We start from the raw sequence: 14,063 nt of genomic DNA, 5'->3' as shown, positions 1-14,063 counted from the left end.
GGGTACGGCATAATGGCTAACCCGCTGGTCAGCGGGTGGGATCCTCGCCGCGGTCGAGCGCGTCCCAGATCTGAGCCTCGCTGCGCGCCGATCCCGACTTTTGGGACGGGCGGTCGTAGCGGGCGGCCATGCCGGGCCACTTCTTCCCGCGCGCGATGGTCAACGCGCCCGCGCCGGCGACGACCAGACCGCCCAGCGCGGTCAACAGCGGCCAGGCCGGCGTGGCGGTTCCCAGCCGCGACAGCGCCCCGGCGACCACGCCGAGACCCGAAACCGTCAGGAGTACGCCCACCGCGGCGCGGACCGGGCCACGGCTGGCCAGCAGCGCTCCCGCGCCGGCCAGCGCGACCAGCGCGAGCGCGGACAGCCACGGCATCAGGGCCGCGCCGGTCTTCGCCTGGTGCAGCGGCGGCAGCGGCGCCGGGCGCACCACCGTCACCTCCAGCCAGGTGCGGCCGGCGGCGAACAGCGCCAGCCCGGCACCGGCGGCGCAGGCGACGACGGCGAGGGTACGGACGCGGTTGGGGCTCATCGGGCCGGCCGCAGCGTCTCCGCGGCCGCGATCGCGGCGAGCACCGCCGCGGCCTTGTTACGGGTCTCGGTCTCCTCGGCCTCCGGGTCGGAGTCGGCCACGATGCCGGCGCCGGCCGACACGTACGCCGCGCCGTCGCGGAACAGCGCGGTACGGATCGCGATCGCGGTGTCCATGTCCCCACCGAAGCCGAAGTAGCCCACGACCCCGCCGTACACGCCGCGCCGGACGGGCTCCAGCTCCTCGATGATCTCCATTGCGCGGACCTTGGGCGCGCCGGAGAGCGTGCCGGCCGGGAACGTGGCGGCGAGGGTGTCGAACGCCGAGTACTCCTCGCGCAGCTCACCGACGACCGTACTGACGATGTGCATGACATGGCTGTACCGCTCGACGGTGGCGAACTCCGGCACCTCGACGCTGCCCGGCTTGCAGACCCGGCCGAGGTCGTTGCGGGCCAGGTCGACCAGCATCACGTGCTCGGAGCGCTCCTTGGGGTCGGCCAGCAGCTCCGCCGCCAGCGCCGCGTCCTCGGCGGGGGTGGCGCCCCGCCAGCGGGTACCCGCGATCGGGTGCAGCATCGCCCGCCGGCCGGTGACCTTGACGTGCACCTCCGGCGACGAGCCGACGATGTCGAAGCCGTCGAAGCGCAGGAGGTACATGTACGGGCTGGGGTTGGTGGTGCGCAGCACCCGGTACACGTCGATCGGGTCGGCATCGGTGGGGCGCTCGAAGCGCTGGGCGACCACGATCTGGAAGCACTCGCCGGCCCGGATCGCCTCCTTCGCCACCTCCACCGCCTTCGGGTACTCGCCGGCAGGGGTCCGGCTGGTCACCTCGGCCACCCGACCCGGTTCGACGGTGGAGACCATCGGCGGGGTGGGGCGCGACAGCGCCGTGGTCATCGCGTCCAGCCGGCCGATGGCCTGGTGGTAGGCCGCCTTCACCTGGTCGTCGGACGGGTTCTCGGGCAGGACCGCGTTGGCGATCAACACGGCCGCGCCGGCGAAGTGGTCCAGCGCCACCAGGTCGGTCGCGAGCATCATGCCCAGCGCCGGCTGCCGCAGGTCGTCCTCGGCCAGGTCGGGCAGCCGCTCGAAGCGGCGGACCAGGTCGTACGAGACGAAGCCGACCATGCCGCCGGAGAGCGGCGGCAGGTCGATCTCGTCGGGCTCGGGAGCGTGCAGCGCGGCGACGGTGGCGCGCAGCACGTCGGCCGGGTCGCCGACGGTGGGTACGCCGTCGGGCGGGGTGCCCAGCCACCGCGCCCGGCCGTCGGACTCGATCAGCGTGGCCGCGCTGCGCACCCCGATGAACGAGTACCGCGACCAGACCGCGCCGGCCGAGCCGACCCCCTGCTCGGCGGACTCCAACAGGAACGTCCCCGGGCCGCCGGCGAGCTTGCGGTACACCCCGACCGGCGTCTCGCCGTCGGCGAGCAGCCGCCGGGTCACCGGTACCACCCGGCGGGTATGCGCGAGCCTGGCGAAGGTCGCCTCGTCGGGTACGACAGCCCCGGTGGTCATGCCGCCACCTCGCTGCGCTCGGTGCCGTCGTGAGCCCCCGGTGGGCTGAGCCACTCGATTCGCTCGCTGCGCCCGCTCATGGCTTCGCCTCCTGGAGGACGTCGAAGAAACAGCTGTGCTCGCCGGTGTGGCAGGCCGCGCCGACCTGCTCGACGGTCACCAGCAGGGTGTCGCCGTCGCAGTCGAGCGCCACCGACCGGACGTACTGATGGTGCCCGGAGGTGGCGCCCTTCACCCAGTACTCCCGGCGGGAGCGGGACCAGTACGTCGCGTGGCCGGTCGCGAGGGTACGCCGCAGCGCCTCGTCGTCCATCCACGCGAGCATCAGTACGGTGCCGGTGCCGGCCTCCTGGACGATGGCGGGGACCAGCCCGGCGGGGTCGCGCTTCAGCCGCGCGGCGATGTCCGGGTCGAGCCGCGGTTCGGGATCAAGCTGCACAGTGCCCGATTGTCTCCCATCGACGGCTCCCCGCCTTCATGGGATGTGCGCCCGCCGACGCCGGCGGTACCTTGTGCGCGACACGAATCGCCACCCGTGAGATCGTGACCGGCGCGATGGACCTGAGGAGCAGCATGTACCCGAACACCAATGGCAGCGGGTTCGGCCGCGACGTACCGCTCACGCCGTTCACGCCCTGGGCCGGCTCATCCGGGATCCCGTCGCAGCGCAGCCCGTGGGAGCCGTCCTCGCGGCCGTCCAGCGAGCGGTCGGGGTGGGTCGATCCCGCCCGGGTTCGGCCGCCGGTCGAGCCGGTCGAGCCGGTCGAGCCGGTGGCGCCGGGGACGGGGACGGGGATCCCGACCGACGGCGTCGGGCCGGAGACGCAGACGCGGGTCGACGGCGTCGGGCTGGAGACGCCCCCGGAGAGCGTCGGGCCGGACCCCGACCAGGCTGACCGGGACAAGGCGGGCGTCGCCGAGGCTGGCCGGGACGAGGCGGGCGTCGCCGAGGCTGACCGGGACGAGGCGGGCGTCGCCGAGAACGGCGAGCCGACGCCGGTAGCCGTCGACGTGGAGAGCGCGGAAGCCGAGGAGACCGGGGAAACCGCGGACACCGCGGACACCGCGGACACCGGGGAAACCGGGCAGGCATCGGCGGAGACCGGGAAGCCGGCCGCCACCGGGCTGCGCCCGGGCGATCTCCCCGAGACCCGGATCGTGCTCTGGCCGGACGCGGACGCGGAGGCCTTCCGGGCCCGGATCCGCCAGGCCGGCAACCTGTTCGTCGACGACCCGGACTTCGCGGTCACCGCGGCGGCGACCGTCGTCAGCGAGGCCGTCAGCGCGCTCGCCGCGACACTGCAGCACCAGCAGGCCGAGCTGGATCCCCGCCGGGACGGCGCGGCTCCCGACACCGAGACGCTGCGGGTGGCGGTCCGCCGGTACCGCGAGTTCCTGGAGCGCGTCCTCGCGCTCTGAATCGCCCCGACGCCCGCGCGGCCAGCCGCCCGGCCCCCCACTCGATCGATGCCTCACCCGGCCCGCTTGTGCCTGCCTCAATATTTCATCTACTGTTGATTTCAACATCCGATGAGTTCTTTGGAGACCACCATGGACCACGCGATCGCCGTTGACGACCTCGTCGTCGTGCGCGGCAAGCGGACCGTGCTCCACAACCTGAACTGCACCGTTCCGCGCGGCAGCGTCACCGGCCTCCTCGGGCCGAGCGGCAGCGGCAAGACCACCCTGATGCGCTGCGTCGTCGGGGTACAGAAGATCAAGTCCGGTACGGTGACCGTGCTCGGCCAGCCGGCGGGCAGCCCGGCACTGCGCCGGAACGTGGGCTACCTCACCCAGGCGCCGAGCGTGTACGCCGACCTGACCGTCCGCGAGAACGCCCGCTACTTCGCCTCCCTCTACGGCATCGGCCACCGCCAGGCCGACCAGTCGATCATCGACGTCGGACTGCGCGAGGCGGCGGACCAACTGGTCAGCACGCTGTCGGGCGGCCAGCACGCCCGGGCGAGTCTCGCCTGCGCGCTGCTGTCAAAGCCCGACCTGCTCGTCCTGGACGAGCCGACCGTCGGCCAGGACCCGGTGCTGCGCAACGACCTGTGGCAGCAGTTCCACGCCCTCGCCGCCGAGGGCACCACGCTGCTGGTGTCCAGCCACGTCATGGACGAGGCGGGCCGCTGCGAGCGGCTGATCCTCATCCGGGAGGGGCGGGTCGTCGCCGACGACACCCCCGCCGCGGTACGCGCGGCCACCGGCACCGACGATCTGGAAGAGGCGTTCCTGCGCCTGGTACTGGCACAGCAGAAGCACCAGAAGGTGGTGGCGTGATGTCGGCCCGGATCACCCTGTTCACCACGGCGCGCATCCTGCGCCAGCTGCGCCACGACCCGCGCACCATCGGGCTGCTGCTGGTCGTACCGACGCTGCTGCTCACGCTGATGCGGTACGTGTTCGACTCCCAGCCGGCCATCTTCGACCGGGTGGGCGTCATCATGCTCGGCGTCTTCCCCTTCATCGCGATGTTCCTGATCACCAGCGTCGCCATGCTGCGGGAGCGGACCACCGGCACCCTGGAGCGCCTGCTCACCACGCCGATGCACAAGCTCGACCTGCTCTTCGGGTACGGGCTGGCGTTCGCCCTCGCCGCAGCGGCACAGGCGGCGGTGGCGGCCGGGCTCGGGTACGCGCTGCTGGACCTGAACACGTCCGGCAGCGCCTGGGCCGTCGCCGGGCTCGCCATCGGCAACGCCGTCCTCGGCATGGCGATCGGCCTGCTGGTCAGCGCCTTCGCCAGCAGCGAGTTCCAGGCCGTACAGTTCATGCCCGCCTTCGTCCTGCCGCAGATGCTGCTGTGCGGCCTGATCTGGCCGAGGGACCAGATGGCCGGCTGGTTGGAGAAGCTCAGTAACGTGATGCCGATGACGTACGCGGTCGACGCGCTCATCGAGGTGAGCCGGCACGCCGACCCGACCCGCACGATGTGGCGGGACGTGGCGGTGGTGGTCGGGTGCATCGTGGTCGCCCTGCTGCTCGGCGCGGCCACGCTACGTCGACGCACCGCGTAACCACGCACGAACAGGAGAGGCATGGCCCGCACCGGACGACGCCCCGGCAACCAGGACACCCGCGAGGCGATCCTCGCGGCGGCCCGGCAGGCGTTCGCCGAGCACGGCTACGACAAGGCCTCCATCCGACACATCGCGACCAGCGCCGGGGTCGACCCGGCGCTGGTCCATCACTACTTCGGGGCCAAGGAGCAGCTTTTCCTGGCGGTCATGGAGGCGCCGATCGATCCCGGCAAGGCGATCGGCGAGGTACTCGCCGGCGGTCTCGACGGGGTCGGCGAGCGCCTGATCCGGATGTTCCTGACCGTCTGGGACTCCCCCGCCGGCGTACCGGCGGCTGCGCTGATCCGCAGCGCGGTCAGCCACGACTGGTCGGCGCGGATGCTGCGGGAGTTCGTCACCAGCCAGATCCTGCGCCGGGTCATCGGCGGCCTCGACCTCGACCCGAAGGAAGGCCCGCTGCGGGCTTCGCTGGTCGCGTCGCAGCTGGTCGGTCTGATCATGGCCCGTTACATCGTCAAGATCGAACCCATCGCGAGCGCGCCCCGCGAGACGCTGGTCGCGAACGTCGCGCCCACGATCCAGCGCTACCTCGCCGGCCCGCTGGAGGGGCTGGACCGGTAGGCGCGGCGGCTGAAGTACGACCGGGCCGCGGTCAGGTTGAGCAGCACCACGAAGATCACCGGGAACACGAACCCGAACAGGGCGTTCGTGTCGCCGGTCCCCACCAGCCCGTTGTAGAGCGTGGTGGTGATGGCGAACGCGGACGCCACCACCACGAGGACCCGTACCCACTGCCGCCCGCGCTGCAGCTTGCGGGCCAGCACCATCACGAGCAGGCCGACGAAGGCTGTGACCGCCGCGGTGGCGAGGTCCACCTGCCCCAGGTCGGCGACGGCCCGGGGGTACCCGCTGAGATCGACCGACCGGCCGGCGTCGAACGAGACCGCCCAGACCCCGACGCCGGCGACGACCAGCGCCAGCCCGGCGAGGTAGGCGAGCACCGCGACCACGTGCACCGACGGCGGCGCCGAGCGGCGGGCCGGCTCGGTGACGGTAGGCGCTTCGAGATCAACCGGTGAGTGGTACGACATACAACCAGCGTGCACGCTTGCCGCAAGGGTGGCATTACGACGCGCGGGTCTGCTCCAGCCAGGATGCGTACAGCCGGCCGTACACCGACTCGGGGTCGCCCACCAGTTCGTCGTGCGGCCCGCGTTGGACGATCCGGCCCCGGTCGACGACGAGCACCTCGTCGGCGGCCCGGGCGGTGGACAGCCGGTGCGCGATGGCGATCGTGGTCCGGCCCCGGGTGACGGCGTCGAGGGTGCGCTGGAGGCGTACCTCGGTGGCCGGGTCGACCGCGCTGGTCGCCTCGTCCAGGACCAGCAGGTCCGGGTCTGCCACGTACGCCCTCGCGAGGGCGACGAGTTGGCGCTCGCCGACCGACAGCGCCTCGCCGCGCTCGCCGACCTGGGTGTGCACCCCCGCCGGGAGCCCGTCGACCCAGTCACGGAGCCCCAGTTCGGTGAAGGCCAGGTACAGCTCCTGGTCGCTCAGGTCGGGCCGGGCGAAGCGCACGTTGTCCGCGACGGTGGCGTCGAACAGGAAGCCGTCCTGGGGCACCATCACGACGCGGCGGCGCAGCGACGAGAAGCGCACCTCGGTCAACGGCACGCCGGAGAGCAGGACCGACCCGCGGGTCGGGTCCATCAGCCGGGTCAGCAGCTTGGCGAAGGTGGTCTTGCCGCTGCCGGTCTCCCCCACGACCGCCACCCGGGTGCGGGCCGCGATCACGTGGTCGATCTCGGAGAGCACCTCCGGGCCTAACAACGGTTCCGGCTCGCCCGTGCCTGACGGGCCGCGACCCGGCACCGTCGCGGGATACGCGAAGTGCACCTGCGAGAACCGGACGTCGACCGGGCCGGGCGGGAGGTCCCGGCCGCCGTCGCCCGGGTCGGCCACGTCGGGCCGCTGGTCGAGCACGTCGAGTACCCGATGCCAGCCGGCGAGCGCGTTCTGCGCCTCGTTGAGCACCTCGGTGGCGATCTGCACCGGCTGCACGAACAGCGTGACCAGGAACAGGTACGCGGTGAGCTGCCCGACGGTCAGGTCACCGCCGGCGCCGAGCAGGACGCCCACGACCACCACGCCCGCCGTCGCCAGCCCCGACGCCCACTCACCGAAGGTGAAGCTGGTGACGCTGGTACGCAGCGCCGTGAACTGCGCGGAGCGGTTGTCCTCGATCGCGGCGTCGAGCCGGGACTCGGTGCGCCCGCGCACGCCGTACGCGCGGATCACGGCCGCGCCCACGACGCTCTCGGAGACCGCGGCGAGCATCGTGCCGACCTGGACGCGCACGGCGCCGTACGCGACGGTCAGCCGCCGCTGGAAGAACCGGATGATGAACACGACCGGCGCGAACGCCGCGTAGACCACCAGGGTCAGCTGCCAGGAGTACAGCGCCATGACCACCGTGGTGATGGTGAGCTGCCCGAAGCTGACCAGCAGGGTCACCCCGCCGTACTGGAGGAACTGGCTCATCTGGTCGACGTCGCCGGTCACCCGCGACACCAGCGAGCCGCGCCGCTCGCTCTGCTGGTGCAGCATCGACAGGTCGTGGATGTGGCGGAAGGTACGGGTCCGGATCCCGGCCAGCGCCGTCTCGCTGACCGTGTACAGCCGCACGTTCATCAGGTACGCGCAGACCATGGTCATCAGCAGCACGGCGGCCGTGACGGCGACGATGCCGGTGATGACACCGAGATCCGCGCCGTGCGGCCCGCGCAGGCCGGAGTCGATGCCCTTCTGGATGGCGACCGGTACGGCCACCCGCCCGGCCGTGGCGAGCACGGCGAGGCCGAGGGTGCCGGCGAGGCCGGTGCGCAGCTCGGGTGAGATCGCGAGCCCCCGCCGCAGCGTGGACCAGGTCGACGCCCGGGTGACGGCCGTGGTCACGCGGAGACCTCCTCGTCGTAGGCCTTCTCGCGTTCCCGTTCCGCGTCGGCCTTCTCGTACGCGGTGACCAGGTTGGCGTACCCGGGGACGCCTGCCAGCAGGTCGGCGTGGGTGCCGCGGGCGACGACCCGGCCGTGCTCGACGTAGACGACCTCGTCGGCCAGCGCGATGGTGGCCCTGCGGTACGCGACGAGGAGGACGGAGACCGTGGCGTCGTCGTCGCGCAGGCTGGACAGGATCGCCGCCTCCACCCGCGGGTCGACCGCGCTGGTGGCGTCGTCGAGGATGAGCAGCCGGGGCTCGCCGGCCAGGGCGCGGGCCAGGGTGAGCCGCTGCCGCTGGCCGCCCGACAGGGAGGTACCGCGCTCGCCGAGCGTGGTGTCGAGCCCCTGCGGCAGCGCGGAGACGAACGACTCGGCCTGCGCCACCCGCAGCGCCCGCCACACGGCCTCGTCGTCCACGCCCTCCCGCTCCAGGGTGACGTTGCCGCGGACGGTGTCGTCGAAGACGAACGGCACCTGGGGTACCAGCGCGACGGTCCCGGCGAGGGAGGCGTGGGTCAGGGTGGACACGACGGCGTCGTCGATCTCGACGCTGCCGCGCCCCGGGTCGACCAGCCGGGCGGCGAGCGAGGCGATGGTGGACTTGCCCGAGCCGGTGGGCCCGACGAGCGCGACGGTACGCCCGGCCGGTACCTCGAAGGTGACGTCGTGCAGCACCGGCTGGTCTGACGACGCCCCGTACCCGAACTCGACGTGCTCGAAGCGCAGCGTGGCGGGCTTGGCGCTGTCCGGCAGCTCCTCCCGGCCGTAGGCCATGTCGCCGGTGGCGGTGAGCACGCTCTGTACCCGCTCCCAGCCGACGGCGCTGCGCGGCAGTTCGGCCAGCACCCAGCCGATCGCCCGTACCGGGAAGGCCAGCACGGTGAACAGGAACGCAACGCTGACCACGTCCGCTACCGTGACCGCGCCCTGGCGCAGCCGCCAGCCGCCGACCACCAGGACCGCGAGCGTGCCGAAGCTGGGCAGCGAGTCGATGATCGGGTCCAGCAGGCCACGCAGCCGGCCCACCTGGATGAGCGCGTCGCGCAGCTCGGTGGCCTTCGCGGCGAACCGCTGCGTCTCCTCGCTCTCCCGGCCCATGGTCTTGACCACCAGCGCGCCGTCGAAGCTCTCGTGGGCGACCGCGGAGACCTCGGCCCGTAGCCGCTGCGCCGCCGACACCCGGGGCGACATGCGCCGGGAGTACACGACGTTCAGGCCCAGCAGCGCGAGGAAGATCGCGACGCCGACGCCGGCCAGCACCCAGTCGGTGAAGAACAGCGACACCACGGCGGTGACCAGCATGACGACCGTGCCGACCGCGAACGGCAGCGGCGCGATCGGGTAGAACGCCGCCTCGATGTCGGAGTTGGCGTTGGACAGCAGGGTGCCGGTTGCGTGCCGGTGGTGCCAGGCGACCGGCAGCTCCAGGTACCGGCGGGTGACCCGGCGGCGGTACGCGGCCTGGAGCCGGAACTGCATGGCGCCGGCGCCGAGCCGCCGGCCGAACAGGCCGACGACCTTGCCCGCGCTGACCGCGAAGATCACCCCGGCGGCCACCGCCAGGGTCCCGGCGGGCGCGTGGTGGCTGTCGAGCGCCGGCACCACCACCTTGCCGACCACGCCGCCGACGACGTACGCCCCGGCGATCGTGAGCAGGCTGAACAGGATGCTGCCGCCGACACCGACGCAGAACAGCCGAGGCTGTTCGCGGATGCTGTGACCGAGTACCCGAAGCCCCTTGCCGAGCACCCGGTCGCCACTCAAGGCCACTCCCCCTGTAAGTCATCACCAGCGGAGTCCATCCTTACCAGAGAAGGCGGCCTCCGCACCTGGGTTATGAACTGTGTCAGCCGTCACACGACAGTGGTGAATATGATGAAGCCCATGCCGCGGTATGCCCTGATGGAGCGCCAAGCCCTCGCCGACGCCCTGCTCGACGCGGGGCCCGACGCGCCCACTCTCTGCACAGGTTGGACAGCACGCGATCTGGCCGCCCACGTCGTCCTGCGGGACCGCCGTCCCGATGCGATCCCCGGCGTGCTCATCAGAGCCCTGCGCGGCTGGACCGAGCGGGTACAGCGCGGCTACCGCGACGGCCGGGACTACCCCGACCTGGTCGGACTCGTCCGCCACCCACCCCGCTGGAGCCCGCTCAGCCTCGCCCCGTTGGACGAGGCCGCCAATACCCTGGAGTTCTTCATCCACACCGAGGACGTCCGCCGCGGCGGGCCGGACCGGCAACCGCGGCCGCTGGACCCGGGGCTGGCCGCGCTGCTGTGGCGGCGGGTCCCCACACTGGCCCGCCTCAATCTGCGCCGCGTCGAGGAGACCGTACGCGTGGAGGCTCCCGGTCACGGCGCGGTCACCATCGGCAATGGTGAACCGACGGTAACGATCACAGGCGATCCCGGTGAGCTCGTTCTGTTCTTCTACGGCCGCCAGTCCGCCGCCCGCGTCGACCTCACCGGCCCGGAGGAACTGGTCGACAGACTGCGCAGAGCACGATTTGGCCTATAGGGAGAGACGGGACTAGCCGACAACGGGGATGGGAAATTACTCTGCGGTAACACTGACCGTGACCCCCATCACGCGCAGACCCCGTGGAGGCCCTCCTTGACCGCACTGCCCTACCGGTCCATCCCTGACATGTTCCTGAAGCGGGTGACTGAAACTCCGGACGCCCGCGCGTTCGCCCACCCGGCGCCCGGGGACGCCGGCGAGCCGGTGTGGCTGACGTGGACGGACGTTGCCGCGCAGGCCAAGGCGATCGCGGCCGGCCTGCACGAGCTCGGTGTCGGCCTGGAGGACCGCGTCGCGATCCTGTCCAGTACCCGCGTCGAGTGGATCCTGGCCGACCTCGGCATCATGTGTGCCGGCGGCGCGACCACGACGGTGTACCCGACGACGGAGGCCGACGACGCCGCCTTCATCGTCCGCGACTCCGGCTCCAAGGTCGTCATCGCCGAGGACGCCGGCCAGGCCGCCAAGCTCAAGGGCGCCGACCTGCCCGACCTGGTCGCGATCGTGGTGATCGACGGCGAGCCCGGCGAGACCGGCGTGCCCGGCCTCACCCTGGCCGAGCTGGAGCGCCGCGGCAACGAGGCGCTCGCCAAGCGGCCGGCCCTGATCGAGGAGATCACCGCCGAGATCGGGCCCGAGCACCTGGCCACCGTGATCTACACCTCCGGCACCACCGGCCGGCCCAAGGGCGTCGAGCTGCTGCACGCCGGCTGGGTCTGGCAGGGCAAGACGCAGTCCGAGCTCGGCGTACTGGTCCCGAACGACCTCCAGTACCTCTGGCTGCCACTGTCGCACTCGTTCGGCAAGACGCTGATCTGCGGCGTCATCTACGTCGGCATGCCGACCTACGTGGACGGCCGGGTCGACAAGATCATCGACAACCTGGCTGCGATCCGTCCGACCCTGATGGCCGCGGCGCCCCGGGTGTTCGAGAAGGTCTACAACGTCGTGGTGACCACCGCCAAGGCCGGTGGCGACACCAAGTGGAAGATCTTCACCTGGGCCCTGAACGTCGGCAGGCAGGTCTCGGCGCTGCAGCAGGCGGGCAAGCCGGTGCCGGCCGGGCTGCGGATCAAGTACGCCGTCGCCCACAAGCTCGTCTTCTCCAAGCTCCACGCCCGCCTGGGCGGCAACATGCGCGCCATGGTGTCCGGCTCGGCGCCGCTGGCCAAGGAGATCGGAGAGTTCTTCTCCGCCGCCGGCCTGCCGATCCTGGAGGGGTACGGGCTGACCGAGACGTTCGCCGGCTCGTTCGTCAACCGCCCCGAGCACGTCCGCGTCGGTACCGTCGGCCAGGCCCTCGGCGACCTGGAGATCAAGCTCGACACCGACGGCGAGATCCTGCTGCGCGGCACCCCGGTGATGCGCGGCTACCACAACCTGCCGGAGGAGACCGCCGCCGCGTTCACCGAGGACGGCTTCTTCCGTACCGGGGACATCGGCGAGCTCGACCCCGACGGGTACCTGCGGATCACCGACCGCAAGAAGGACCTGATCAAGACCTCGGGCGGCAAGTACGTGGCGCCCAGCCACATCGAGGGCATGTTCAAGTCGGTCTGCCCGTACACCTCGCAGGCGGTCGTGATCGGCCAGGCCCGCAACTTCTGCACCATGCTGATCACGCTCGACCCGGACGCCATCACGGCCTGGTCCGCGGGCGGGCCGCTCGAAGGCCGCCCGTACGACGAACTCGTGACCTCGCAGGAGGCGCACGACATGGTCGACGGGTACGTGAAGCAGCTCAACGAACGGCTGAACCGGTGGGAGACGATCAAGCGCTTCGTCATCCTGCCCCGCGATCTGTCCATCGAGGACGGTGAGCTGACGCCGTCGATGAAGGTCAAGCGCCGGGTCGTGGAGAAGGCGTACGCCGACGACATCGACAAGATGTACACCGGCTCGCTGGCCCAGATCTCCTAGAGCTCCTCGCACTTTTCCGGCGGTCGTGGCCTGAAGGCCACGACCGCCGGAAAGTCGTTTCAGGCCACGATCGCGGGGGCGCGCAGCGGACGTACCGGCACCCGGTCCACGCTCTCGCGGGCCTGCGCGAGCCGCTCGACCGCCTCGACGAGATCGGCCTCGGGCCGGGTGTACGGCAGCCGCAGGAACCGCTCCATCGTGCCGTCGGCGCCGAACCGCGGCCCCGCCGCCACCCGCACGCCCAGCTCCTCCACGGTACGGGCGAGCACGCTGGACACCGGCGCGTCCAGCTCCACCCACAGGCTCAGGCCGCCGTGCGGTACCACGAACCGCCATTCGGGCAGGCGCGCCCGCAACGCGGCGACCAGGGTGTCCCGGCGGGCGGTGAGCTGCGCCCGGCGCGCCGCGAGCACCTGCTCCCGCGCGCCGAGCAGGTGGGCGGCGACGAGCTGCTCGAGCACCGGCGAGGACATGTCGACCGCGACGCGGGCGGCGGCCAGCCGGGCGGTGATCGAGGTGGCGGCCCGTACCCAGCCGATGCGCAGGCCGCCCCAGTACGGCTTGCTCATGCCGCCGACCGTGAGGACGCGGGCCGCGCGGTCGAACGTGGCGACCGACGGCGGCAGTTCCGGGCCGTCCAGGCGCAGATCAGCGAAGGTCTCGTCGACGACGACATCCGTGCCGACCGCGTGCGCCGCCGCGGGCAGCCGCTCCCGCAGCGCGGTCTCCATCAGGTGACCGGTCGGGTTGTGGTAGTCCGGGATCAGGTACGCCAGCCGCGCCCGGGCGTCCCGGACGGTACTCAGCAGCAGGTCGCCGTCCCAGCCGGCGTCGCCCAGCGCGTACCCGACGACCCGGGCCCGGCTGGCGAGCACCGCGGTGAGGGCGTTCGGGTACGTCGGCGTCTCCAGCAGGGTCCGCTGGCCCGGCGCGACGAGCAGCCGCAGTATCAGGTCGAGTGCGTGCTGTGCGCCGCCGGTGATCATGATTTGGTCGGCCAGGGTGGGCAGGCCTCGCCGGCTGAAGTCGGCGGCGACGGCCTCCCGCAGCACGGGCAGCCCCATCGGGTGGTACCCGGCGCTGGTGAGGTAGGCGGGCAGGTCCTCGGCCGCCGCCGCGACCGCGTCGGTCAGCTCCGGCGGGGCAGGCAGCGCGGCCTGTCCGAGATCGATGATCTCGTCGTCCTCGATCGGCGCCCACAGCCCCGAGGTACCGACCCGGTGCCCGCCCGGCAGCGCGGTCCAACTGCCGGCGCCCCGCCGGCTGGTGAGGTGGCCCGACTCGCGCAGGGTCCGGTACGCGGCGGTCACGGTGGTACGGCTCAGGCCCAGCGCCTGGGCCAGTTCGCGCTCGGCCGGCAGTCGTACGCCCAGCGCGAGGCGACCGTCGGTGAGCAGGCTCCGGACCGCACCGGCCAGTTGGGCGTACTCCGGACCCGACCGACGCCGACCGGGCCCCTGCCAGTCGCCCAGGAGTCGGGTGAGCTGAGAGCCACGAACACTGCCCGCCAAGGCCACTCGCCCCCAATTGGCTATATCAACAACTC

The 14,063-nt window shown here is 72.1% G+C and carries 13 protein-coding genes; 6 read left to right on the top strand and 7 right to left on the bottom strand.

The features are described from left to right. Positions 1-28 precede the first annotated feature (28 nt). The 3 genes from Pme01_RS08595 to hisI form a co-directional block, all read right to left on the bottom strand. Positions 29-532: a Trp biosynthesis-associated membrane protein gene (locus Pme01_RS08595; RefSeq protein ID WP_168115051.1), complete on the bottom strand. Its 504-nt coding sequence runs from the start codon at positions 530-532 to the stop codon at positions 29-31. Next, positions 529-2,055, bottom strand: a complete 1,527-nt coding sequence (locus Pme01_RS08590; protein ID WP_168115050.1) for an anthranilate synthase component I — start codon at positions 2,053-2,055, stop codon at positions 529-531. The genes Pme01_RS08595 and Pme01_RS08590 overlap by 4 nt, the downstream gene beginning before the upstream one ends. A gap of 76 nt (positions 2,056-2,131) precedes the next feature. Further along, entirely contained in the window at positions 2,132-2,494 is a 363-nt protein-coding gene (gene hisI / locus Pme01_RS08585; RefSeq protein ID WP_168115049.1) for a phosphoribosyl-AMP cyclohydrolase, read from the bottom strand. Between the two features lie 104 nt (positions 2,495-2,598). Here hisI and Pme01_RS08580 point away from each other — a divergent pair, with 104 nt between their 5' ends. The 4 genes from Pme01_RS08580 to Pme01_RS08565 all read left to right on the top strand — a co-directional run bounded on the left by Pme01_RS08580 (position 2,599) and on the right by Pme01_RS08565 (position 5,699). Beyond that, positions 2,599-3,474, top strand: coding sequence for a hypothetical protein (locus tag Pme01_RS08580; RefSeq protein WP_203935504.1), 876 nt, complete (start codon positions 2,599-2,601; stop codon positions 3,472-3,474). A gap of 132 nt (positions 3,475-3,606) precedes the next feature. Further along, positions 3,607-4,338: an ABC transporter ATP-binding protein gene (locus Pme01_RS08575; protein ID WP_168115101.1), complete on the top strand. Its 732-nt coding sequence runs from the start codon at positions 3,607-3,609 to the stop codon at positions 4,336-4,338. After that, a complete protein-coding gene (locus tag Pme01_RS08570; protein WP_168115047.1) occupies positions 4,338-5,075 on the top strand; it encodes an ABC transporter permease in 738 nt (245 codons plus the stop codon). Before Pme01_RS08575 ends, Pme01_RS08570 begins: the two co-directional genes overlap by 1 nt. Before the next feature lie 21 nt (positions 5,076-5,096). After that, complete coding sequence (locus tag Pme01_RS08565) at positions 5,097-5,699, top strand: TetR/AcrR family transcriptional regulator (RefSeq protein ID WP_168115046.1); 603 nt, start codon at positions 5,097-5,099, stop codon at positions 5,697-5,699. Here Pme01_RS08565 and Pme01_RS08560 read toward each other — a convergent pair. From Pme01_RS08560 to Pme01_RS08550, 3 genes are read right to left on the bottom strand one after another with little or no spacing between them, the layout of a single operon-like run. Further along, positions 5,663-6,169 (bottom strand): hypothetical protein, encoded by a 507-nt coding sequence (locus Pme01_RS08560; RefSeq protein WP_168115045.1) that lies wholly within the window; start codon positions 6,167-6,169, stop codon positions 5,663-5,665. The two genes, Pme01_RS08565 and Pme01_RS08560, sit on opposite strands and share 37 nt — an antisense overlap. A gap of 34 nt (positions 6,170-6,203) precedes the next feature. Next, a complete protein-coding gene (locus Pme01_RS08555) occupies positions 6,204-8,033 on the bottom strand; it encodes an ABC transporter ATP-binding protein (RefSeq protein WP_168115044.1) in 1,830 nt (609 codons plus the stop codon). Next, entirely contained in the window at positions 8,030-9,826 is a 1,797-nt protein-coding gene (locus Pme01_RS08550) for an ABC transporter ATP-binding protein (protein WP_168115100.1), read from the bottom strand. The genes Pme01_RS08555 and Pme01_RS08550 overlap by 4 nt, the downstream gene beginning before the upstream one ends. Positions 9,827-9,961: 135 nt before the next feature. Here Pme01_RS08550 and Pme01_RS08545 point away from each other — a divergent pair, with 135 nt between their 5' ends. Further along, positions 9,962-10,594, top strand: a complete 633-nt coding sequence (locus tag Pme01_RS08545; protein ID WP_168115043.1) for a TIGR03085 family metal-binding protein — start codon at positions 9,962-9,964, stop codon at positions 10,592-10,594. 129 nt (positions 10,595-10,723) lie between these two features. Then, on the top strand, positions 10,724-12,517 hold the full coding sequence (locus Pme01_RS08540) for an AMP-dependent synthetase/ligase (protein WP_168115099.1): 1,794 nt from the start codon (positions 10,724-10,726) through the stop codon (positions 12,515-12,517). A gap of 59 nt (positions 12,518-12,576) precedes the next feature. Here the strand turns inward: Pme01_RS08540 and yczR are convergent, their stop codons facing one another. Then, positions 12,577-14,028 (bottom strand): MocR-like transcription factor YczR, encoded by a 1,452-nt coding sequence (gene yczR / locus Pme01_RS08535; protein WP_168115042.1) that lies wholly within the window; start codon positions 14,026-14,028, stop codon positions 12,577-12,579. Positions 14,029-14,063 lie beyond the last annotated feature (35 nt).

The organism is Planosporangium mesophilum, assembly GCF_016863255.1.
In the GTDB taxonomy this organism is placed as follows: Bacteria; Actinomycetota; Actinomycetes; order Mycobacteriales; family Micromonosporaceae; genus Planosporangium; species Planosporangium mesophilum.
The sequence above is the reverse complement of the archived record's forward strand: the minus strand, read 5'-3'. Positions and strand labels throughout refer to the sequence as shown.

Excerpts from the sequence above, each read along its gene's own strand:
- Pme01_RS08595 (WP_168115051.1), bottom strand. The coding sequence starts at position 532 with ATGAGCCCCAACCGCGTCCGTACCCTCGCCGTCGTCGCCTGCGCCGCC.
- Pme01_RS08590 (WP_168115050.1), bottom strand. The coding sequence starts at position 2,055 with ATGACCACCGGGGCTGTCGTACCCGACGAGGCGACCTTCGCCAGGCTC.
- Pme01_RS08575 (WP_168115101.1), top strand. The coding sequence starts at position 3,607 with ATGGACCACGCGATCGCCGTTGACGACCTCGTCGTCGTGCGCGGCAAG.
- Pme01_RS08570 (WP_168115047.1), top strand. The coding sequence starts at position 4,338 with ATGTCGGCCCGGATCACCCTGTTCACCACGGCGCGCATCCTGCGCCAG.
- Pme01_RS08565 (WP_168115046.1), top strand. The coding sequence starts at position 5,097 with ATGGCCCGCACCGGACGACGCCCCGGCAACCAGGACACCCGCGAGGCG.
- Pme01_RS08560 (WP_168115045.1), bottom strand. The coding sequence starts at position 6,169 with ATGTCGTACCACTCACCGGTTGATCTCGAAGCGCCTACCGTCACCGAG.
- Pme01_RS08545 (WP_168115043.1), top strand. The coding sequence starts at position 9,962 with ATGCCGCGGTATGCCCTGATGGAGCGCCAAGCCCTCGCCGACGCCCTG.
- Pme01_RS08540 (WP_168115099.1), top strand. The coding sequence starts at position 10,724 with ATGTTCCTGAAGCGGGTGACTGAAACTCCGGACGCCCGCGCGTTCGCC.